This is a genomic window from Bacillus sp. N1(2025) (assembly GCF_053470005.1).
This window is the reverse complement of the sequence record NZ_JBLTJB010000012.1, coordinates 21,674-43,056: the sequence shown is the minus strand read 5'-3', so window position 1 is coordinate 43,056 and position 21,383 is coordinate 21,674. Positions and strand designations below refer to the sequence as shown.

Sequence of the window (21,383 nt, the reverse complement as noted above, 5' to 3'; positions counted from 1 at the left end):
ATCCCAAAGATCAACAATGCGCAACCAGACAAAATAAATAGTATTTTACTTAAGATATTTATCATTTACACTTCTCCATACAATCAAAGAATGCATTTACACCAATAATACCAGCAGAATTTACACAAGCATAGCAAGCAGTCCCCGCTGTTGCTGGAACACCAGCTGTGCATGAAACTCCACATAAAATAGCTAAACCGGTAATTGCCCATTGGCTAATATTCTTATCACCTAAGCAATCTGATACGCATCCAGTCCAACTCTTCTGAGCACTCATCATGTTAGATGAACTTACTTTGTCCTCTGAAGTTTGTTTTGTTTCAAAGACCCCTGACTTGTCCTCATCCTTAACACCATTAACCCAATAATTCATTTCGTTTTGAGTACTGCTGATTTTCTTCATGTCAACTTCATAGTACTCTTCAATATTCATATCGCTATCAAACGAAACATTGAATGAGCTAACTCTGTCTACTTTTTCATTGTCCACGTATAAATAAGAAACCGAATAAGTTACTGTTCCATCATCATACTTGATACCTCTAACTGATGCATTATCAAATACCTTTTCGTTTGATTTATGATACTTAATGTCTCCATCTTCAATTGCTTTTTCTGCCTTGGATAGAAGTTTTTCCTTAGTCTTTTTACTCACATCAATAGTGTGATCTGCAATAAATTCTGCCTCTGATTTTACTTTACCCTTGTCGACATTATCTGTTGAGATTGTGCTCTTTGCATCACTGTTCGGAGGAAATGTTGAAAAGGCCAGGACAAACACGGCAACTAGTGCTAAGATCGTTCGATAAAAATTGTTCATTAAAATATCCCCTTTGTAAAAATATAATCCTCATCTGGCATCAAAACTTATCAAACAGACAATCTCATAAATCACCTTCTTTCTTTAATAAATGCTACCAATCATATAAATAATTGTTAAGAAATACTGATGATTTTGAATATTAAGTAACACACATGTCCTTATAACAAAGGGATATTGCTCACCTTTATAAACAACTTATGTAATTTTGTAATTCCTTAGATTTAGTAAATATCTCACCGAATTTTTTGTCTATAGTTTTCCATTGTCTTTCAGATGTTGAAGGCAACTCATTTTCAAGGTAAATGAACAACTCATCAACTCTGATGCTAAGTTGATCCATATTTTGCACAAGCGTTTCTTTTATTGGATCAGATATGTACACGGATCCGTCCTCCCTTATGAAAAGATAATTACTGCCTTGCTGTTGTTATTTTTTATGTATGGAGAATATTTTCGTTCAAGATAATTCCTTGACGTTCCTTCACCAATGCTCACGTTATAAACGATCTTTACTTTATGTATGTCTAATGCCTTTCGTTTTGCCTGTTCAGGTGATAGTGCCTCAATTATCAAAGACGTATTTTCGTCTTTATGATCTTTACATCTAACATAGTACCTTTTCAATAAACATCCCTTTATCCTTTCTTGTTATCCTGTTGTATTAATCCTTTTTTAGATAAGACTTGAAGAACTCATCTAGGTTTGCGGCAATCGCTCCAGCAACTTCTGCACAATGAGCATGACTCTTTTCTTGAGATCTTAAAAACTCAACCGCAGACTTAGCAATGGCTTTTATTTTCCCCTCGTCTAATTTGCCGCTTCTTACTTCATCTTTAATTTTTTCGGCTTCCTCTTTTAAACTTTCTGGATAGTTAACCATAGGATCGACTCACCTCTTGTATTTTATTTTTACTCTTTAAAAGACAAATTTTATACAGTTTGGAATACTTGCTGCTCATGCTCCTTAATCCATTCTAATGAACGTCCATAATATTGATCAGGATTGTCTTTATTCCATTCAAAACAAATGTAATTCCTATTTGTGTTTATACAGGCAATCGCTGCAGTTCCAGCTCCACTACAATTATCTAAAACCGTGTCGCCTTCATTTGAATATGTTTTAATAATTTTTTCGTAAAGCTCTACGGGTTTTTGAGTTGGGTGAAACTTTCTGGGATCATCGTTATTCATTACAGGTATTCTCCAAACACTTGTTGGGTATCTGTCAGTTTGTCCGCCACCTGATATTCCTGATTTTGTTTCTCCGTAGTTTGTTCCATCACTCGTGTGCTTTGTATATGTATTTGCGCGCTTATGCCCAGTTGTTTTCTGTGGATTATAAGTCGGTAATTTTTTATAGAAAACTAAGATTTCCTCATGTGATCTCAATGGCATTTTTTTAGCATTCAAAAAACCAGTGCTTTTATTTTTCTCCCAAATGATATCGTATCTGTACATCTTAGGGTTGCTCGCAATAAGCAATGAAGAAAAAGGTTTTACAGCTGTTAAAACAATTGCGCCATTGTCTTTAATAACCCTTTTGTATTGTTTCCATAGCTCTTCCAAAGGCAAAATTTCATCCCACTTATTTCGATTTGTTACACCATATGGTAGATCGCATATAATCAAATCAATTGATTTATCTGGAACACGATTCATTCCTTTATTGTGTTCATTACTTAAGCAATTTTCATTGAAAAGCTTGTTCAACTCCAATAATCCAACTCCTTTTTCTCTTTAAAATTGATCATTTATCAGGACTCGCTAATACTATGAAAGTAATCCAACCTCTTATTTGCTATCGCTATATATTCCTTAACAATTTCAAAACCAATCCACTTCCTATTTAATTTTTCACACGCCACTGCTGTTGTTCCCGAACCCATACAATTGTCTAACACTATATCTCCTTCGTTTGAATAAGTTTTAATGAGATATTCAAAGAGTTCAACAGGCTTTTGTGTAGGGTGACAAATGTTACGTTGTGCAATACCTTCTACTCTAATTATTGACTTTGGATACCTTTTTCCATTTGAAATTGTTGTTTTTCTATTTATGTTGTCTGCTATCCCTTTTAGAGATTCCTCTTTTCTAATTTGTTTGTACGGTTTTCCCTCTGTCATTTGTGGATTGTAAACAGGTTGTTGATTATAAAAAACAACCACATACTCATGAACATTTAATGGCATTCTTTTGACATGAGGGAAATTTGCTCCTTTGTTTTTATCCCAAACCCATTCATATCTATAATTTTTAAAGTTACTGTTAATTAAATTTATTTTAAATTTTCCTTTTGCTGTCAATACAATTGCTCCATTGTCTTTGATTATTCTATTGTATTGCTTCCATAATTTATCTAATGGTAGAACTGAATCCCATGAATTTGATGTTTGTCCATAAGGTAAATCGCATAAAATCATATCAATGCTATTATCCGGAATCAATTTCATTCCTTCCAGACAATCCATTTGATAAATACGATTCAATTCTAAACTTCCTAAAATCTCTTTCGTCATTGGCATTCTCCTATCCTATGATTTAATTTAAAGCGGTTTTTACCTAAATAAATGAACCAAACCCTCAACAATCTCATCACTGTTCCACTGTCGTGTATCCCATGAATATGTATGTAAACCTACATCGCTCATTATTTCACTGTATAACCCTAAGACCGGCTCAATATCTCGATCATTTATGTATTCGTCACCACGTTCAAGTAAACGCAGCTTAATAACTTTCGGGTCAGCATATAAGTAGATCACCTTGGCTTTACCTCTAATCTTCTTCTCAATCGCTCTTTGCTGCTCTTCCGTTAAGATAGAGTAATCTTTGAATTTTCTCGCATACACCAAATTTGAATATATGTATCGGTCAATAATTACATTGTCCTCATCGGCCAGCTTGTTGAAGTGTTCAAACAGCTTCTCATTGCCGTTTTTAGCTAATTCAAAGCTGGATCCTTTTATTACCGGGTATCCGAGTTCTTTGCTTAGCTTTTCTGCTACTGTTGATTTGTAGCAGCAGTCAGTGCCTTCTAAAATTATCATCGTCATTTATCTTCCACCCTTCTTACATTGCTGAAGCCAAGCACTCTATATGAGCCGTCTGGATACTCAACTTCTAACTGCTCATGTCCTTTATCAACTTGTGCAACAACACCAATCTCTCCTGTGAAACTTGCAATCACCTTCTCTCCCTTTTTAAACATACAATTAACCTCCTTTAACTGGATTTAATTCATGCTCCTTGAAGAATGTAATATCACCTGTTTCATCACTGACTGCGTAGTCATATGTGGCAGAGTGCAACAGCTCAATAATTTTCCCTTTTCGTCCAACATGATGAGGACAAGCGTTCTTTGCGTTCTCATTTATGATGACTTTTAACCCTTCTGGATAAGACCAAAACTTCGGCAATTTATCGCCTCCTAACTAATAATTGAGATTGTCCCCTTTTGCTTGCCAAAATTAATTGCGTCACTCTCGGTTTCAACAAGCAAGTCCACTTTATTTCCAACGATTGCGCCTCCAGTATCAATTGCAATTGCTTTGAACGTTTTCCCACCAATGCTTACTTCAACTATTGAATTCAAGGGAATAACACTTGGGTCGGTTGCAATAACACGATACCCTTTGTAATAGATTGATTGAGTGACATCAACACCTGTTCTAGTTGTTCCTGTGCATCCTTCTTGGCAGTGGGCAATATAAGCACTCAGCTTAACCTGGATGGTTTTCTTTGCGGCCGGTGGCTTGTTTTCTTTTTCGTGTGTGTTTATTTTATTTTTACTCTTAAAAAGTTTATGCTTTACCGTCTCACCTCCCTTCCTGTGCCTTTTCTTACTTTGCTTAGGTTTAATGAGTTTTGCTGAGATAATCTTCTCTGTATGCCTTTTTAATTGTTGTTCTTTGTTCGTTTGAGCTTTTTTAAATAGCCGTAAGACAATATTCTCACTTGATGGTATCCTAATCTGTCTAGGCTTCTTATAAAATGATTCTTTTATTGAGTCTTCATTTCCCTCTGTTTTATGTAAATGTTGCTCATAACTTATGTAAGAAAAAGTGGCTAAGGGAATTAAAATCATCATACCATAAACTGAATTAAAAATGTGTTTTTTGATTTTATTTTTACTCTTAATTGCGATGCATATCACTTCTCCTTCTTTGTTTTCTTTCTATTCGATATTCCTAAATAATCATTTATTCGTTTTTTGGCTATCTCTATGTAATATTCCTTATCAAGATAATCAGGAACTTTTAAATCAATAACGTTATCATTATTTATAAAGCAGCGCGGTGGAGTATTTCCGATTTTTTCAATTCGTTCTTCTGTTTTAACCTTGAAAACACCTTTAGCATCTTCATCATTAGAAGCAAAAACTCTTAAAACTTTTTCAGGTAGCCTTTCTTCTCCATAGAGAGCGTACATATATTTGTTTGAAACCTTTGATATCTTTTGAAATTCTCTTAACTGATCACATTCATTGATGGTTTTTTCAACTGGAATGTCTTTTGTAAAATACTCAATCATGGCTTTATTAACAATTGGTAAGTCATAATCCAGGTTGTTTAGTTTTTTAACATAAGCACCTTTAGATTTATACTTCTGGTCTTTATCAATGATTATATAGTTGTTTACATCCTTCTGATAAATCTTCTCATAAACATCCCACTCTAAATCTAATCGTGTTCTGGTTTCCCACTCCTTTGCCACTTCCTTAATTAAATCAATATCAGATTCCTTTTCAACTTTCATAAACAACCCATCAGTATTTGACTGAATCAGTTTACAGTACGGTTCAATTTTCTCGATCAAATCTAATAACAACAGCTGTCCGGCTAAACATACGTTATTGGCCATTAACGGGTCGTAAAGTGGATTATACTGATCTTTCATTGCTCCATACGTTGAGTTTAGGACGATCTTGTAGGGAGCCTGCTTAGGATCTTTTTTCCGTTTAAGTTCTAACCGTGTATCTCTGATTTCAGTATATTTTAAAGGGTTTTTCACGTTACGACTGATGTAATCATATTCAATCATGATTGAAGGATATAGAGATGCAACATCACAACATAAAATTATCCCTTCATCTTTATACTTTGGTAATGCACCATGTAAGCCTCCCCAGGCAAAAATATGAGGTACACCTGCAACATCAACCTTTAAATTTTTTTTATAATCTAGATTTTCAGGATTTCTATACCAATCAACAATGTGTTTGTATTTTTCAATTTTTAATGTATTAGGAAATCTAAGTTCAAACTCATCTCCCCTGTTTCCTTGCTTTTCAGCCCCCAAGATAAATGCAGATAATTGGGCTTTTGTCTTTGTAAACATAGACATTTCTAAATCAAAGGCTTCAATTAAAGCCAATTGACTTTCGAATTCCTCTTTTTTATTATCAAACACTTCAATTGTTTGTTTCACATCGTGAATACAGTACTCAACAACTTCCTTAATTTCTTTTTCTGTCAAAGCCCTGGAGATATCAAATGGTACTGATGACTCCTTAATCCTTGAACCCATAAAGCCTTCTAGCTGCTTTAAGCTGTGGAAACCAGTTGTTATGTCAAAGTTATTCAGTGGGATCTTATAACCTTCTCTAACAACATTAAATCCCTTTACATTATCATTAATAATTCTTGAACTAATATAATAAGGATTCATTCCTAACAGGATTCCCTTTAAAATGTATTGGTCGTACATTCTAGAGTTGTAACCAATCCAAATATCATCTTTAAACATCTTATAGAATCGTTTCAGTTCATCAACATCATCTACAATAACCTTACCCTTTTTAGTATCATAATCGATCAGCACAACCATCCAGTTATTTTTAAAAACTTCAAAGTCATAGAATATCTTCCTCATCATTACCCCCTAAGAAAATAGGTTATCAAACAAATCGGTCTTATCCTTTTTCTTGAATTTATTTGATGATTTATTTAAAAAATCCTTATAAAACTTGCATGTTTTTCGGTGACCACATAAGACACTGCAATAAAAGGAATTGTATTTATCTATTTTCACTGGTTCCCATTGGGTTTCATCTTCACAGTCTTTATTTTCAATCTTTTTAACAGTATCAGTAATATAATCTTTCAGTTCATTAATTTTCTCTTCAGTAACTTCGTATTCAACTAAACAATCTTCAAGCCAATACTTATTTTTAATCTCTGCAGGTAAGCAGTCAATGCTATTTTCTTTTACTGCGTTATCTAACAAGAGGTCAATTTCGAAATCATCATATTCCAGAGTGCGCATCTCTTTTTCAAGCTGCATTCGTATTTCCTTTACCCACTTACCTCTGTTACACATTTTCTTTTTTACTTTGGTTTTTCCTTGGGTACATACATAAACGTATTTAACCATGAACCATAGGATTTTATCTACTTTTAAGTCAGTTGTTTGCTCCAACGCAAGCTTGTACATCAATAACTGTCTTCCTGCTTCATTTAATTTCTTGCCGGCAAACTTACTTGATGTCTTCCAGTCATAAATACTAACGTACGGTTTTCCTTTTTCACTGGGCAGGATTGCATCTACATATCCTTGAAGATATATTCCATCTGATATTTCAAATACAAGCAGCTTCTCTAAAACCATTTTGCTGTCAATTTTATTAAAATTGTTTAGGAAATGACCAACGTCTGCTTTCCAGCTGTCCCCGATTGAGTCACTCGGAAAGTTGACTCCATTCAGCTCTAATTCAATTAATCTATTTTCAAATCCCTTTTTAAATTCTCCAATGTTTAATTCATTTTTATAAATCTGTTCAATTCCGTTATGTAATTCAGAACCCATAAGGGTATAAATATTATCTATGCCTTTCTTTTTCAAAACGTATGTATTGTAGTATTCATATTCACAGTTATTAAAGGTTCCGAGCTTTGAAAAGGAATAAATGTTTTTCCCTTGTTGTCTCAATTCATTTAATTTTTCTTTCAATCAATCATCTCCTTTTCATATCCAAACTGTACAGTCTCTAATTAGACGGTGTAGAGTGCTTTTATCAAGGTCTGCTGGTGCCATTTTTGATCCCTTAGGCAGATACTTGTTTTCACGATCAAATATGTACCCAACTTCATTTTCAAAGAAATTTTCAAACTTAAGGCTGTTGGCAATTTCTACGCTATGTTCTTCACCTAATCCTTCATCCATCATGACTAATGACTTTTTCGGAAACATTGATTTTATGTGATTTGCTTGAATTTCACTTAAAAAGCTGCCTCCCAAAGAAACTCCAACATTCAATCCCTTGCTTGCTAAAGCCATTGAATGTTTTTCGGATTCCCCGATCATAACAATGCTCTTTTCTCTAATTGAACTGTAATTTTCAACAAACCCGTATAGCGTTTTAGACTTAGGAAATGAAATAATAGGTAGCCATTTTGTTTCCTCATCATTAACTTCCTTCTTATTAAGACGCCCCATTACACCACACAATTCACCACTAAGAGATTTCCATGGAACCGTTATTCTTCCGGAAACACTATCGTAACCAACCTGGAACAAAGATTGAGTTAAAGGTAATATTCCATCCTCATAAAACAACTTATTTGGAACAGATACAAATTGATCTAAAATGTCTTCGGAATACGTTTCTAGATCCAAATCCATTGGATTACTTAGCTTTCTTATCTTCTTATAAAAACCTCCGAATGGTAACTCAGGTGGTTTATATTCTTCTTCACTTTTATAATCAACTATTTCAGATATCCTTTTGATTGTTTTGGGAAAAGATAAACCCAATTTATTTTGAACAAGTGTTATCAAGTCACCTTTTAAGTTGGTTGAAAAACAGGTTGCACCTAAAGTGGTTTTATTTACTTTTACTGATGTCGGATTTCTTCCTTTTTTTCTTGCACATCTGTACTCATTTCCGCGTTCATCAACGTTGTAAAACCCCGTCTTTTCTAAAATAAGTACTATGTATTCTGGCTTTTCAATAATGTAATTCTTAAGATCATATACGTCCATGATTTCACCGTCCCTTGGTAATCATGTCCGCTCTGTAGTTCTCTGATGTTTAGGAGTACAATAACCGAGCTCAATCCATTTATTCCATGCACCGTCAAATTGATATAGCAACACTGTATCGCCTTCGTCATTCCGTGTCTTATTCAAAAAGAATAATCTATACTTCTTATTTGGGTCTAGCTGAATTTCTTCTTTAATGTTTGTAAATTTTCCCGACGAGTCTTTTTTGAATCTATAGGGTTTAACATCGAATTTTCCTCCTGGGAATTCATCCTCCCATAAAGGTCTTGTTAGAACTAACTCTGAAACAATCTCCTTAACTGCTTTGGCATTTGATAAACAAGACGCTGTTAAATATCTCGTATTCTCCATATAAATGGCCAATTGCATTGTAATGATGATGCAAATATCCTCTTTTTCCGCAACTTGCAATAACTGTTTTGAGGCTTCAATTAGCTCACCTGTTACATTGGTTGAAGCCGCGTCTTCAGCTTTAAATGTATCGTAAAGCATATAACCGAAGCCTTGTTTTGCCATTCTTCTCATTATTCTCTTTACATCATTAATGCTGTAATCATATATCTTGGCAAATTTGATACGCCCCTTGTAATGCTTCTCATAATATTCAATTGCCTTTTGTAACATTTCCTTTTGCTCATGCTTTAGGTTGCCCATTTTTTGTTTCTTTCTTGGCAAACCATAATAACCAAGTTTATGACTTAAAATTGTAGCCATAAAAATATGTTGCCAAGCCCTTTTATTCATTTCATTGGCAATAATTGTTACCTTTTCACCCTGATCTAAAATTGACATGATATAAGAAGAAACACAAAAACTTGTTTTCCCTGTCCCACTAAATCCAGCAAAAATTTGAACATTAGATTTATGAAGTCCAAGCGTGTGATAATTCAATAATGGACATGCAGCTGAATAGCTTAATCCCATTTCTTCCCCGTTTTCAATTGATTCGACAAACTCTTCATTCAAATCAAGATCCTCAATTTTCACTCCTGAACCGCGACCTAGAAAAACATTATCTAATTGAAATTCAAAGTAACTGTACAATTGTTGACTCGTCATCTTCTTGAATTTATCAAGCTCGTTCGAAACATTGAATCCCTTATCATGAAGCTTTAGTATCATGTTAAATTTAATTAGTTCATCATAGTATGTCTCAACGTTTTCATCGTTTAGTACGTGCTTAAGTTCATCAATGGTTTTCATTCCACCTCGCCGAATAAAACCATTTTTTAATGTTTCTTTACCTTCTATGTAGCTGAAAACACTCGCATCATCAAAGCTCTTATAATTCATGTTGCTCAGTTCTAAACCTAGAGAGTAATAAAATTTCCCGTCTTCTGTTAGAAAATCTCTATCCGCTCTCACGTGGTCTTTATAATCCTCATACAAATCAGGGTTTTTCCATAAACAAAATATAAAGCTTCCTTCAATTTGTCCCCTGTTTTCAACTAATTCCTTTGGATAAGAATCTAAGTTGTTCAATACTCGTCCTCCCCATCCAGAAACTCTGTTATATTTTTTGGTGAATTGTTTTGTTTTAAAGATGTGGAATCAACGATATTAGTTTGATTTACAATTGCAATATCAAGATTATGATTTTTTTCAATCATTCTCTGATTTTGTTCATGCAGCCATTCCTTATAAACATCATTGATGTTACTTTCAACAATCTTAAAAATATAGCTAATCATTCCATACTCGTTGTAAAACTCTTTATTAGTTAACCAATATTGAATTGTTTGTTGGTTCTTCTCAAAGCAAATTTGTATCACTTCATAATCATAAAAACTTTTTAGTTCGGCTATCTTTTTTAGAAAAATTGGAGAAATGACTTGACCCTCGCTATAATTCAAGACATCTTTCGCTATGTAATTTAAGAGGTTTTTTCGTTTCACCTTATCCTTGATATAGTTTTCATATTCATCCTTAGAACAGTAGTATTTATTTTTCCCCTTATCGTCAGAAACCCTGAAAAAAGTATCGACAGTTCCATTAGCTTTACATATTTGACATACACATCTTCTGGCCAAGAATACCCTCTCCTATTGATAAGGGGGAGACTCTCCCCCTCTTTTCCTTCAGTTAGATAGTGCTTCGACTATCTTTTCGAATGCTGTAGTTGGTACAATGTCTACCCCTTTAAAATCTTTCATATTAAATTGATCCATAATTTTCTTCATTTCCCCCTTAGCTTCGTCAGTTGCATTAGGGAATAGTGTCTTAATCTCTTCTGCCAATCTCTCATTCTCTTCTTTATCAATAAAAGATGAGTTGTTAACTTCGTTGTGAATTTGAATTTCTTTAATTTGCTCTTGTTCTTTTCTTTCTTCTTCAATGTTATTTGTGTTATTTTTTTGTTTATCAAAAGCCACATGGATAGCTTGTTCAATTGCTTTAATAAATTCATTCGGATCTAATGGAATTGATGGTGTGATATCTGAGAATCTTGACTTTGAATCAATATTAAAGTTATCATCTCTAAAAGTGATGATTCTTGATTCATCAACAACTGTTCCCACTGTTTTGTCAGGCCCAATTTTTTGTTTTACTGTTTTCTTTTCAATTGACCGATTAATAGATGCTACTCCCAAGACGTGGAGCTTGGTTTTAATCGCATTGAAGTATTTATGTGTCATATTGGTTGTCAGCATGTCATATTCCAAACCAGTAACTACGTCTGTCATTGTTCTTTTCTTCGTATGACCTAAAATAAACATGCTAATACCGACCTTTTTAAGTTTCCACATCTTTTCAAGAATTAACTCAATTACCTTGTCTTCTCCTGCCTGGAAACCACCGAATGCTGCTTTAATGGTATTCACTCTTTTTTCAGGATTTGCTTTATTGTGTAGTCTAATAACTTCTGGTTCTGTAATTTTAATCAACTCATCAAATGTGTCATATACTAAAACCTTTAAATCAGCATAATCTGTTGTTCTGTTTTTAATAATATCTTTAGTAATTTCATCAAAGGTTGTCCAATCAGGAACATCTTCATAAGAGGCATTGGGGATGGCATCAATACCATCCTCTTTACCAATATTCAAGATTATATACCCGTCTTCTCCGACTAATTTTTCGCAAACTTCTTTAGCTAGAGTTGTTTTACCGATCCCCGATTCACCAATAATTCCAGTGTTATAATCGAGAGGATTAACTTTAATTTTATTCTTTTTACCAAATTTTCTTGCCATATGGATAAACATCTCCTTATTGTTTTTAAATAAATGTTAGTCAGGTCTTTTCAAATCAAGCAAATAACTCATCAAATGCATTATCTTTTTCTTCTTCAGTCACTTTAGGTTCTTCTTTTTCTACGGGTGGTGTAGAATTTTGAATCTGTTGTGGAATATATGTAAGATCTTCAATTTCATATGTAGATGTTGCGGCACCTTCTGTAAAATCATTAGAATCATTAAACTTTTTTAAAATAGGTTTTAAAAGTCTATTTTCTTCACGATTTTCGCCCAATAACCCTCCCTTAGGTTTAAAGTCATCCAGTGTGTTTAAACCTAAAGCAATCATTTCCTTTTGACTTTCCGTGAGTTCCTCTTCGGTAAACTCAATCTCATCAGCACCCCTGAAAATATTCACAACCCATTGAAGGTGAAAAACTTCATCATTTTCAACTTTAAAGAAGTTTTTCAAGAGATCTAACCGTTTCATATGTAATTCATTTTCAAAGTCCAATTTTTGTGCATTGATGACTAATTGCTGAGGAAAAAATCGATCTTTTTTTGCCTGATTATCATAGCTAAGTACGTACGCATCAACAAAGTACCTTTTTTCTTCCTCAAATGACGATTCATCTAAAGATTCACTTGTGAAAAATACATCCATGGTGGCTCTTAGTTGAGATGGTGTATCACTACTTACAATTTCAATGGTTTTGATTTTGAACTTTCTAAAATTCCGTCCATTCCATGAATTGTATTCAATATTTCCTGTGATTTTAAATTTATTGTCTTTATGCTTTTCGAGGTTTTGGGACAAGTACTGAATAGCATCATATTCATGAATGAATTCTGCACCGTTTACGTTTAATTGTTTATATTCTCCCTTGAGAGTAGATAAAGTTTTATTTTCTTCTTCAGTAAGAGAGCCTTTCATTTCCAACCCTCTAATTTTAAATTTCAATTCATTTAATTTGGCTTTTGTTGACTCATCGTTTAAGTTAATTAGGATCTTAGAAAAATCAGCAACCATGTTTACTGTTTCTTCTTTCAACCGATCTTCCCATGGAATTTCGAGTCTTGATCCTTTTTCATTTTCTGTACCCTTGCTAAATGAAAACACTTTATTTTGTTTACTTTTTGAGTAACCACCTTCAATCTCAACAAAAACACTGTTTGTTTTTGACTCTTGAACTGCGAAGCTCAATCTTTCCTTAACCCATCCGCTGTCATATTCCTTAATTTCATGGAATTTCTCTTTATTGTTTGAAATAAATAGGTTACCGATAAATTCAAATGTATTATAAAGTTTGCTCAATATAATTCCTCCCAGAATAATTAGTTTAAGATTAATTTAAGAACTGAATCTATGACTCTTTGATTAATTTGACTACCGGCTGCTCGGGGGTGACCTCCACCACCAAATTTAGCAGCAATGTCTTTTCCTAAATCAATTTTCTCCTTGACTCCCCTATAACTGACCTTTAATGAACCAGGATCAATTATGATAATGAAATCTAAATTAGGATTTTTCTGAGCAAGTTCATTCCCTAGTTCAGATTGATATGTATCAGCAAACACTACTCCTGCACTGTAATCAAGCACTTGCAAAGTTCTCAGTTGTTTTTCCTTTTTAGATATGTATTCTTTAATTTTAAATTTCTCAATGTCCAAAATATGTAGTTCATGATCTGAAAAATAAATGGATGGATTTGTTGAGAATCTTTTTATAAAGTTTTCTCTCCCAATAATATAAAGAAGATCATTCAGTTTTTTGGCATGGGTGTCATTATATTTTGTTGACCACTCCCAGGTGTCATATCTTCTTACTTTTTCTACAAATTCACTCAATTCTTCACACTCATTATTTTGAAACTTAATGAGATGGTCATAAACCATACTTGTAGCAGATGTCTTTAGGTTTTCTTCGCATGGTGATTTAATATAGTAATCATTAACATTTGCCCATTTATAAATATTTAACCACTTCGCTGTCGCATGATGATCAATAAGTACCCATTTAGACGTTGATTGAATTTCATTTATTTTTTCAGCAAGATCCTTATTAACAGATATATCTGTAACGAGAATTAAATCATATTCCTTAAACCTGTTATTATTTATGAATTCAAGAACTTTTTGATCTATATTATGATAATCACAAAACTCTACTTCCACGTCATTTAATAAGTGGTTACATACTATTGCACAACCAACTCCGTCTAGGTCAGTGTGTGTAAATAATTTTACCTTTTTAATATTCCGCACCTCTTTCTTTTTGTTTATATTTTATTTTTATCCTTAAAATGCCTATAATGAGACTTGCTACTAAACTTACAATCCTTTATACCAAGTAGCTTGTTTAATTCTATGTATCTTTTTTTTGGAAAGTCCCAAGGTTCTGGATCACCTTTTACATTTTCAATCCTTATTACTGTTCCATGCCGAATTGTGATCTTTAAATTTCCATATGAGTATGTTTTAGAAAAAAGACCTCTCTTAATTCCTCTTGGTTTAAATTCCTTTACCAACATCACATTCCTGGTTAATTTTCTTCTTGCTTGGTCTTCGTCAATGTCGTAATTCCTTTTTACATCATTTTTGTAGGTATGCAAGGCTTCGGCAGATACTTTCAGTATCTTTAATTCCTTTTTCATCTCTTTCCTCCTTTCTCTCTTTGGGATAACTTAATCTTACATCATTAAAAAGGCATGGTCAATAACTATTTTATTTTTATCCTGAAAAGTTTTAATGAGTATCTTTATTAATTGGGGTACAGACTGCATCTGAAGAATGATTTTCTTGTTTCCACCCCCAACAGCGTAATTTTATAAAATCATATCGAGAGTTAAGAAGCACCTTTGCTTAGGCGCTTCTGTATAACAAACTATCCTATACCCGAAATTCGGCTACGTATCTCTTATCTGATCCTTCATTACCGTAATCAGAAACTTTTGCAAAGTCCGTTGTGAAAGTTTCATCTGGGTACTCACGGAACATTTTTCTACATAGGTTAGACAGAGCTTCTTGCTTCGTTCTGCCATATTCATATACCAACACATTAAACACCCCTTAACATTATTATGAGAGAACCTTTTCCTTCTCATCCTTAATGTACCCACTTAACGATATGACAAATCAAAACAAGTGAAAATTCATAAAATTAAACAACTTCACTCCATGACCACATGTTCATTGTTTGCAGCGTAAAACCGTCAGGAAGCTTTTTCATTTTTACATTCACATTATATCTTTTCCCAGTGGTCTTATGAATTACAGCAAGTTCTTCACCATCATAGAACCGCACAATTGCTTCATTAAATTCAATTGGCTGATCAACCACGTAACCTTCTTTGAGCGCTTTGATATACAGATAAGGATCTGTTTTATAAAGCTCATATAGTCTATTGCCAAAGTCTTCGTGTTTATCTCTAAGCAGATTAAAATTAATTAGGGATATGTACAGTTTTTCCGATATGTTTAGCTTGTTCTTGAAGTACCGGATTGCTTCATCTTGCTCTTTACTTAAAATGTTAATCATTTAATCAAGCTCCTTTAAGTATAATGTTTAAGTGTTTTTATATGGGGGAATATGTATATGGAGGTGGTTCATTTGGAAAATAATCAGAAAATAACGCTAAACTCTTCTTTCGCGTTATCCACTCTTATTGTCTTACTTATTGCATTGTACCCGTCCTATTCTTCTTGGTTTGTCACAATATTCTTTTTAGGGTTTGCACTAATTTACACATTTGAAAAAAATAAGAGTAAATCCTCAAAATTAATTGCCATTATCTCTTATCCATTGTTTGTTGTAGCATTAGTTTACAGCATAATAAACAGCATATAATAATCCTCCCACCTAAGGGAGGATTATTTTTTATCCATTACATTTCAACAACTTTTGGGCCACCTTTGTCTGTGATGATAAAGCTGTCACTCCCGATTTTTTTCTTTCGATCCTTATCTTCATAAATCGTTACATGGTGCTTTGTCATGAGAGTTGCCCCTGCCATCTTAAATTCCTGCTTATCCTTAAAGTAAACAATTTTATATTCACCTAGAATAATCATGTTAGCTAGTCCAGCTAAATAAGAAGACCATCCCCCTGTAGGCAAATTTAATGCAAATCCTAATGTTTGAACGACTGCAGCAGTTGAATACTTGTCAAACTTGGTATCGCCGTATGTAGTTCCGGCATCTTGCCAATCATCCGCAGTTGTCGAAAAACCTGGGCTCTTAATATTTGAGGCGGTCTTAAGTACATTGATTGGTTGGTGGTAGACATTGCTTTCAGTATCATTCCTACTTTGATTTAGCTCTTTTGCATTTACTCCTACTCCAAAATCACAAAGCAAACCACTTACGAGTAAAGTTCCAACAACTCCAATTTTACCAATGTTGTTTTTCACACCTAATTCCTCCTCTGAGTGTTTTAATTATATTACACTCAGACATTACCCCAAAAATATCCATATAAACCACTTTCTATTTAATTTGTTTTCTTTTAAAACTACAATTTTATTTAATCTAATAAAGTTGACAAAGCTGGTTAAGCCCTGTCAACTTTTTGTTTATCTAAATCGTTTCGTATCCTTTAAATTTAAAAAATGTTATTTCTGTATGTCTTGTTGAAACCTTCAAATAGTCTTTGAAAAAGCTCTCTACTAGAAGTTTGGTATAAAATTCAAATATGGCTCGTCCAAACTCTGCATTATTTTCTGTTGATGTTCTTTCACGGAATTTGTCATCACTAAAATGATGTTTATAATGGAAGATTACATTTGTGAACTCATATTCAACTCTGATTTCATTATCCTTTTCTTCAAATTCTAATTTTTCAATTTTAATCGGAGTGGTTTCAATATACGTTTTAAATAGTTCTTTTAAAGCTGATTTCAATTCACCTAATAAGCCGTCTTTTTTCTTAACAATTTCAAAACTTAACAATCCTTGTATTTTTCGTTTTTCCATTTTTATCAATCCCCTTCTTTGTAATTACATCTTTATTATATCTCAAATTTCTTAATAATAAGATATTAAAGCTTTACGTAGCCTTAAATGACTACAATATCTCCTTCTGCAGTCTTCAGCGTTCCACTATCATATGTGTTATGGATTAAGGTTGTATTCTTTGCTTTATCTGTGCAATAAGGGTGGGATAATAACTTGCCTCCAATTCCGCGCACATCGTTCCTTACGAGACGTACCTTGTCTGTATTCTCCAAATAAACGCCGTATCCTTGGTCTACTGAACGATTAAACATTATCTCATTATCCTTTAAAATGTGTTCTGAGCCACCAGTCAGTTGAATAGCGATCAATGATTTACAGAAATAAATCTGATTCTCACTAATCTGGCAACTGTATTTCTCAGGAGTGCCTTTAATTGCAACATTCCTAGGCTCATGAATTTCATTTCGATGTAGTGAGACAGAAGAGTCTTTATCCCAAAAGATGCCGTACCCACTCCCACTTAACAACAAGTCATTTCCCTTTAAACGAACTGACTGAGACCTTTCGCAATAAATTCCACCGTATACATTAGCAAACTCATTATTAACGAGACTGATTCGGGTAGAATCCATTATCTTTGCAGCATATGATGAGCTCGTTCCTTTTCCTTTGGTATTCACAACCTTAATATCATTTGAGTTTCTAACCTGGACTTGAACACAATCACTGTTTTCTATCCTGTTGTCCGTAATTAAAAAGTCCTCTGCTTGATGTGTTGCAATAGGGCATGCTTTTATTTTTTCAAAAGTATTATTTGATACTGTGCCACCCTTTCCTCTTACACAAATGCCCACTTCAAAGCCGCTGATCGTATTGCCATCAATTTGAACTCTATTTCCAGACTCCGTACTTGAAACACCTACCGAGTCAACCCCATATGTCTTAATTTCATTTTCATTGATGATCTTGTTATTTTTGATACTGACATCCGTGCTATATCCATAGGAAATAACATGGTCACTGTAGTTTCCTTCAATAATTACCTTACCGCTTGTGTGAGCAGTAACGGATCCACGTCCATTGTTTTTAAACCTGCAGTTTCGAACAGTTAATTTATACGGGTGATCGTATTTAATTCCGTTTTCTCCAAAGCCCTCTAAATCAATTCCTAATTGTGGCCCAATTGTATCTCCACCAGCCTCCTCTATATCACAGTCATCGACAAGAAGACCTTCACAACCATTGGTAGCCAGATTATTTCTTCTTCCTCTTAAAAGCGTACACTTTCGAACGGTTACATTCTTTGAAGGCGTATATGTTCCTGAAGTGTTCATCATTCCATCAGCCGCTATCCAAATGTTGTCTCCAATACAGTCAGAAACTTGTACATTTTCAATTAGCACATTGCTACTTCCATTAACATGGATACCAAAGCCCCATTCATGCGTCTTCTTAATTGAGGTAATTTTTGAATAATCATGCTCATGTCGATCCCCAATAATTTGACCGCCACGAATCGTAACATTACTTGCTTGGCCGATATAAAAACAGGAGTAACCTTGATAATCATTTGGCTGCACTTTAAATATAGCCTCTGGATGAAGTATTAGCTCAATATTCGAAGGAACGTTGATACCTCCACCGAATTCAGGTAACCGCTTTGTCGTATTCACAGCATCGATCAAATAGATACCTTTTGGAATATGTACTTTATAAAATGATTTTGAGCTTGCGTATTCTAAAGCTCGGTTTAATCCTTCTGTTGTTTCAATTGCATTTGACCCTTTATCATCAATTCCCCAATCCAGAGCATCAACAAAATAGTATAAGGGCTGCTGCATGTTCATGTTGTCAAACCCTTCCCTTCAACATTTTCATTGAGAAACCCTGACAGAGTATCAATAAAGTTATAAAAGTTCTCGTTTCTTGTGTCTGAGCGTCCTTTTAGAGAAAAGGTGTTAAACATTGATTTGCGCAGTCCAGTGCTCAATTCCAGTTGAATGCTCTTTCCTGATTTATTTTTATTGGCAACATTATTTGGACTGCTACCGGATAACCTCGTCCCCTCATCAAGAAGCTCTGCAGAGTACCCGGCATTATTTAATGTTCTTGTTATCGCTTCAGCTTTGTTCCGATCTGTGCCGCCAACTAAAACATGTTCCTCATTACTTGCGTAGCCATGAAGTGACAGTGTGAACTCATGTCCCTTCAACATTTCAAGTGCTTGTGGTTCATCAAAATTCGTACTGGTTAAATGTAAATCAAATGCTCCTGGTGTCTTTAAAGCTTCAAAAAGATATGTAGAGTATGTTTCGCTTAATTCCTTTGCAAGCTCGCTTGTCCCCCCTTCTATGCCACCTCCATGGGGAGCAAGAATTAATACATCAGTGTCTTGCTCTTTTGAGAACACACTAAAATTGAACGGTGATTCATTCGCTTTAAGCTCTTCAAAGTTCCGATACTTGTCCGCTGCTAAAATACTCACTGGATTCAGGAATGAAACCAAAGCTGTCACCAAGATTGGAAAAGTCTTCTTAACTGTGTTATACTTTAATAGCTTCACTTCGCGGTGAGGTGGGCAGATTAGAGTGTACCGTCCAAAGTCTCTCTTTTCTGCTCCTTTAGTCTTTTTTAGCAATTCCTCTATTCTGTTTTTAATCCGTAACAATTAATAACCACTCCTTTTTATTTTTGTTTTATTCTTAAAACTCAAATCACATAGGTAACTCACATTGTTATCACCCCCTTAAATTAGACATACAAGTTAAATCCAAGACACAATGCTACCGCATTTTAAATGCACGTGTTCCCAATCTCCTTCCCAAGGGACTTCTACTAAATCAACTTCATCTTTTTCAATTACTTTTTCACATTCGTTGCAGAAACAAGTAAACATTTTTATTCATCCTCTTTCTGTAAAATATCGTTTTTATTTAGACTCTATAAGCTCTGGTTCTTCATAAATGTTTCCGATGACTTCCACATGGCCATGAAAAAGCAAGTCGCCCAGACCATTTTCTATATTTGAAACATTCCAAAATCCCCACTTAGTAAACCATTCAACTTTTCCAATTCCGCTATCAATTCCGCATATCTCTTCCGCGCCGCTAGTGACTTTCACAATATCCCCCTCATAAATCTCCTGACCGTTCTTATCCTTTAATCCGGTATATTGCAAATAAATCAGATGGTGCAACGTTTTAAAATTAGGTTCGTCTTCTGTAATGTCTGTAGCAACAATACCGCTTCCACCAAAATCAAAAACAATGTCATCTTCTTCGCCTAAATAAAGCATTCTGTCTTTGACATCGTCCCAAGCCCGAAACTTAACCTCTCTCATTCTCCTTACCTCCCGTCAAAATCTCTGTTTTATCTTTATCGAAGCTATCCTCTCACGCCTATTAATATACACTTATTTTATTTTTATCAAATAAATCAATTATGTAGGCTTCGTACATCTCATCCCAATAGGGATCTGTTCGTGCTATGTATTTCTTTGCTCTTCCATTTTCCTCAATCTTGAATGTTTGTCCCTTTTGGATATCCGTGAACTTCTTCTTTGTCCATATACCTCTAATCAACACTTCAACTTCTTTTACCTCAACTGTTTGCCGTTGCATCACATTCCTCCTTTTTGATTTTCGTGTATCAAGCCTGTACAATATTCAAAAAAACCCTAAAGGATGATGAACATGTGTGGCAGGTTCACTTTATTCTCTGAGTTTGACGACATCATCGAACAGTTCAATATAGATCAATTTTTGTCTAAAGAAGAATACCATCCAAGCTATAACGTTGCTCCTTCACAAAACATCCTGACAATCATTAATGACGGATCGAACAACCGGCTGGGCAAACTTAGATGGGGTCTTATCCCGCCCTGGGCTAAAGATGAAAAGATCGGCTATAAAATGATTAATGCTCGTGCTGAAACATTGGCCGAGAAAGCAAGCTTCAGAAAGCCGCTTGTAAGCAAACGCTGCATTATCCCTGCAGACAGTTTTTATGAATGGAAACGTCTTGATCCGAAGACTAAGATTCCTATGCGGATTAAGCTAAAATCCTCCAATCTCTTTGCGTTTGCCGGCTTATATGAAAAGTGGAATACACCAGAAGGCAATTCGTTATTCACCTGTACAATCATTACTACAAAGCCCAATGAGCTTATGGAGGACATACATGATCGTATGCCTGTTATTCTTACTGATGAGAATGAAAAGGAATGGCTAAATCCCAAAAACACCGATCCGAATTATCTTCAAAGTCTTCTGCTGCCGTATGACTCTGATGACATGGAAGCTTATCAAGTTTCATCCTTAGTTACCTAAAAACAACTCACCGGAACTGATTGAATCCCATTAAGTACCACAGTCATTCTGCTTTATATATCACCTTCGCTTAGCTATTATGTTCTAAGTAGGAGGTGATAT

Annotated in this window: 26 protein-coding genes and 1 pseudogene; 2 read left to right on the top strand and 25 right to left on the bottom strand. The window is 34.4% G+C overall.

All coding sequences use genetic code 11. From position 1 onward, the window contains the following. Window positions 1-61 precede the first annotated feature (61 nt). The 19 genes from ACNFN4_RS19660 to ACNFN4_RS19570 all read right to left on the bottom strand — a co-directional run bounded on the left by ACNFN4_RS19660 (window position 62) and on the right by ACNFN4_RS19570 (window position 15,538). On the bottom strand, window positions 62-820 hold the full coding sequence (locus ACNFN4_RS19660) for a hypothetical protein (RefSeq protein ID WP_103526879.1): 759 nt from the start codon (window positions 818-820) through the stop codon (window positions 62-64). Window positions 821-1,007: 187 nt separating this feature from the next. Continuing rightward, window positions 1,008-1,205 carry a hypothetical protein gene (locus ACNFN4_RS19655; protein ID WP_041482544.1) on the bottom strand — a complete coding sequence of 66 codons (198 nt, stop codon included), beginning with the start codon at window positions 1,203-1,205 and terminating at the stop codon, window positions 1,008-1,010. Window positions 1,206-1,484: 279 nt separating this feature from the next. Next, window positions 1,485-1,703, bottom strand: a complete 219-nt coding sequence (locus ACNFN4_RS19650; RefSeq protein ID WP_014417940.1) for a hypothetical protein — start codon at window positions 1,701-1,703, stop codon at window positions 1,485-1,487. Between the two features lie 50 nt (window positions 1,704-1,753). Then, window positions 1,754-2,539, bottom strand: coding sequence for a DNA-methyltransferase (locus tag ACNFN4_RS19645; protein ID WP_022553141.1), 786 nt, complete (start codon window positions 2,537-2,539; stop codon window positions 1,754-1,756). Between the two features lie 38 nt (window positions 2,540-2,577). Beyond that, window positions 2,578-3,339 carry a DNA-methyltransferase gene (locus ACNFN4_RS19640; RefSeq protein ID WP_022553140.1) on the bottom strand — a complete coding sequence of 254 codons (762 nt, stop codon included), beginning with the start codon at window positions 3,337-3,339 and terminating at the stop codon, window positions 2,578-2,580. 39 nt (window positions 3,340-3,378) lie between these two features. Then, window positions 3,379-3,876 carry an AAA family ATPase gene (locus ACNFN4_RS19635; protein ID WP_022553139.1) on the bottom strand — a complete coding sequence of 166 codons (498 nt, stop codon included), beginning with the start codon at window positions 3,874-3,876 and terminating at the stop codon, window positions 3,379-3,381. Further along, window positions 3,873-4,031: a hypothetical protein gene (locus ACNFN4_RS19630; RefSeq protein WP_022553138.1), complete on the bottom strand. Its 159-nt coding sequence runs from the start codon at window positions 4,029-4,031 to the stop codon at window positions 3,873-3,875. Before ACNFN4_RS19630 ends, ACNFN4_RS19635 begins: the two co-directional genes overlap by 4 nt. Window positions 4,032-4,035: 4 nt before the next feature. After that, the gene (locus tag ACNFN4_RS19625; RefSeq protein WP_022553137.1) at window positions 4,036-4,239 is read right to left on the bottom strand and encodes a YorP family protein; all 204 of its coding nucleotides are present in this window, start codon (window positions 4,237-4,239) and stop codon (window positions 4,036-4,038) included. A gap of 11 nt (window positions 4,240-4,250) precedes the next feature. Then, entirely contained in the window at window positions 4,251-4,976 is a 726-nt protein-coding gene (locus ACNFN4_RS19620) for a 3D domain-containing protein (RefSeq protein ID WP_448200412.1), read from the bottom strand. Next, entirely contained in the window at window positions 4,973-6,697 is a 1,725-nt protein-coding gene (locus ACNFN4_RS19615) for a DNA polymerase domain-containing protein (RefSeq protein ID WP_169061528.1), read from the bottom strand. The genes ACNFN4_RS19620 and ACNFN4_RS19615 overlap by 4 nt, the downstream gene beginning before the upstream one ends. A 6-nt stretch (window positions 6,698-6,703) precedes the next feature. Beyond that, window positions 6,704-7,771, bottom strand: coding sequence for a PD-(D/E)XK nuclease family protein (locus ACNFN4_RS19610; protein WP_169061529.1), 1,068 nt, complete (start codon window positions 7,769-7,771; stop codon window positions 6,704-6,706). Window positions 7,772-7,786: 15 nt separating this feature from the next. After that, complete coding sequence (locus tag ACNFN4_RS19605) at window positions 7,787-8,803, bottom strand: hypothetical protein (protein WP_103526884.1); 1,017 nt, start codon at window positions 8,801-8,803, stop codon at window positions 7,787-7,789. A 21-nt stretch (window positions 8,804-8,824) separates the two neighbouring features. Then, window positions 8,825-10,306: a DnaB-like helicase C-terminal domain-containing protein gene (locus ACNFN4_RS19600; protein ID WP_094295836.1), complete on the bottom strand. Its 1,482-nt coding sequence runs from the start codon at window positions 10,304-10,306 to the stop codon at window positions 8,825-8,827. Further along, on the bottom strand, window positions 10,303-10,854 hold the full coding sequence (locus tag ACNFN4_RS19595) for a hypothetical protein (protein WP_103526885.1): 552 nt from the start codon (window positions 10,852-10,854) through the stop codon (window positions 10,303-10,305). Before ACNFN4_RS19595 ends, ACNFN4_RS19600 begins: the two co-directional genes overlap by 4 nt. Before the next feature lie 48 nt (window positions 10,855-10,902). Then, entirely contained in the window at window positions 10,903-12,018 is a 1,116-nt protein-coding gene (locus tag ACNFN4_RS19590; RefSeq protein ID WP_053574344.1) for an AAA family ATPase, read from the bottom strand. Between the two features lie 55 nt (window positions 12,019-12,073). Continuing rightward, window positions 12,074-13,315, bottom strand: coding sequence for a hypothetical protein (locus tag ACNFN4_RS19585; protein WP_053574345.1), 1,242 nt, complete (start codon window positions 13,313-13,315; stop codon window positions 12,074-12,076). A gap of 20 nt (window positions 13,316-13,335) precedes the next feature. Then, on the bottom strand, window positions 13,336-14,265 hold the full coding sequence (locus ACNFN4_RS19580) for a DHH family phosphoesterase (RefSeq protein ID WP_053574346.1): 930 nt from the start codon (window positions 14,263-14,265) through the stop codon (window positions 13,336-13,338). A 14-nt stretch (window positions 14,266-14,279) separates the two neighbouring features. Next, window positions 14,280-14,654, bottom strand: coding sequence for a hypothetical protein (locus ACNFN4_RS19575; RefSeq protein ID WP_103526886.1), 375 nt, complete (start codon window positions 14,652-14,654; stop codon window positions 14,280-14,282). Window positions 14,655-15,160: 506 nt separating this feature from the next. Further along, a complete protein-coding gene (locus tag ACNFN4_RS19570) occupies window positions 15,161-15,538 on the bottom strand; it encodes a hypothetical protein (RefSeq protein ID WP_029974400.1) in 378 nt (125 codons plus the stop codon). A 72-nt stretch (window positions 15,539-15,610) separates the two neighbouring features. Here ACNFN4_RS19570 and ACNFN4_RS19565 point away from each other — a divergent pair, with 72 nt between their 5' ends. Next, on the top strand, window positions 15,611-15,847 hold the full coding sequence (locus ACNFN4_RS19565; RefSeq protein ID WP_029974402.1) for a hypothetical protein: 237 nt from the start codon (window positions 15,611-15,613) through the stop codon (window positions 15,845-15,847). Window positions 15,848-15,884: 37 nt separating this feature from the next. Here the strand turns inward: ACNFN4_RS19565 and ACNFN4_RS19560 are convergent, their stop codons facing one another. The 6 genes from ACNFN4_RS19560 to ACNFN4_RS19535 form a co-directional block, all read right to left on the bottom strand. Further along, entirely contained in the window at window positions 15,885-16,409 is a 525-nt protein-coding gene (locus tag ACNFN4_RS19560; RefSeq protein ID WP_174747191.1) for a hypothetical protein, read from the bottom strand. Between the two features lie 166 nt (window positions 16,410-16,575). Then, window positions 16,576-16,971 carry a hypothetical protein gene (locus tag ACNFN4_RS19555; RefSeq protein ID WP_014417926.1) on the bottom strand — a complete coding sequence of 132 codons (396 nt, stop codon included), beginning with the start codon at window positions 16,969-16,971 and terminating at the stop codon, window positions 16,576-16,578. An 83-nt stretch (window positions 16,972-17,054) separates the two neighbouring features. After that, window positions 17,055-18,800, bottom strand: coding sequence for a right-handed parallel beta-helix repeat-containing protein (locus ACNFN4_RS19550; RefSeq protein ID WP_094295829.1), 1,746 nt, complete (start codon window positions 18,798-18,800; stop codon window positions 17,055-17,057). After that, entirely contained in the window at window positions 18,797-19,621 is an 825-nt protein-coding gene (locus tag ACNFN4_RS19545; RefSeq protein WP_014417924.1) for a poly-gamma-glutamate hydrolase family protein, read from the bottom strand. Before ACNFN4_RS19545 ends, ACNFN4_RS19550 begins: the two co-directional genes overlap by 4 nt. A 261-nt stretch (window positions 19,622-19,882) precedes the next feature. Further along, window positions 19,883-20,293, bottom strand: a complete 411-nt coding sequence (locus tag ACNFN4_RS19540; RefSeq protein WP_160342513.1) for a YopX family protein — start codon at window positions 20,291-20,293, stop codon at window positions 19,883-19,885. Window positions 20,294-20,354: 61 nt separating this feature from the next. Then, a complete protein-coding gene (locus ACNFN4_RS19535; RefSeq protein WP_160342514.1) occupies window positions 20,355-20,573 on the bottom strand; it encodes a hypothetical protein in 219 nt (72 codons plus the stop codon). 72 nt (window positions 20,574-20,645) lie between these two features. Between ACNFN4_RS19535 and ACNFN4_RS19530 the strand changes: the two are divergent. Further along, window positions 20,646-21,315 (top strand): annotated as a pseudogene (locus ACNFN4_RS19530) (SOS response-associated peptidase). Window positions 21,316-21,383: the final 68 nt, after the last annotated feature.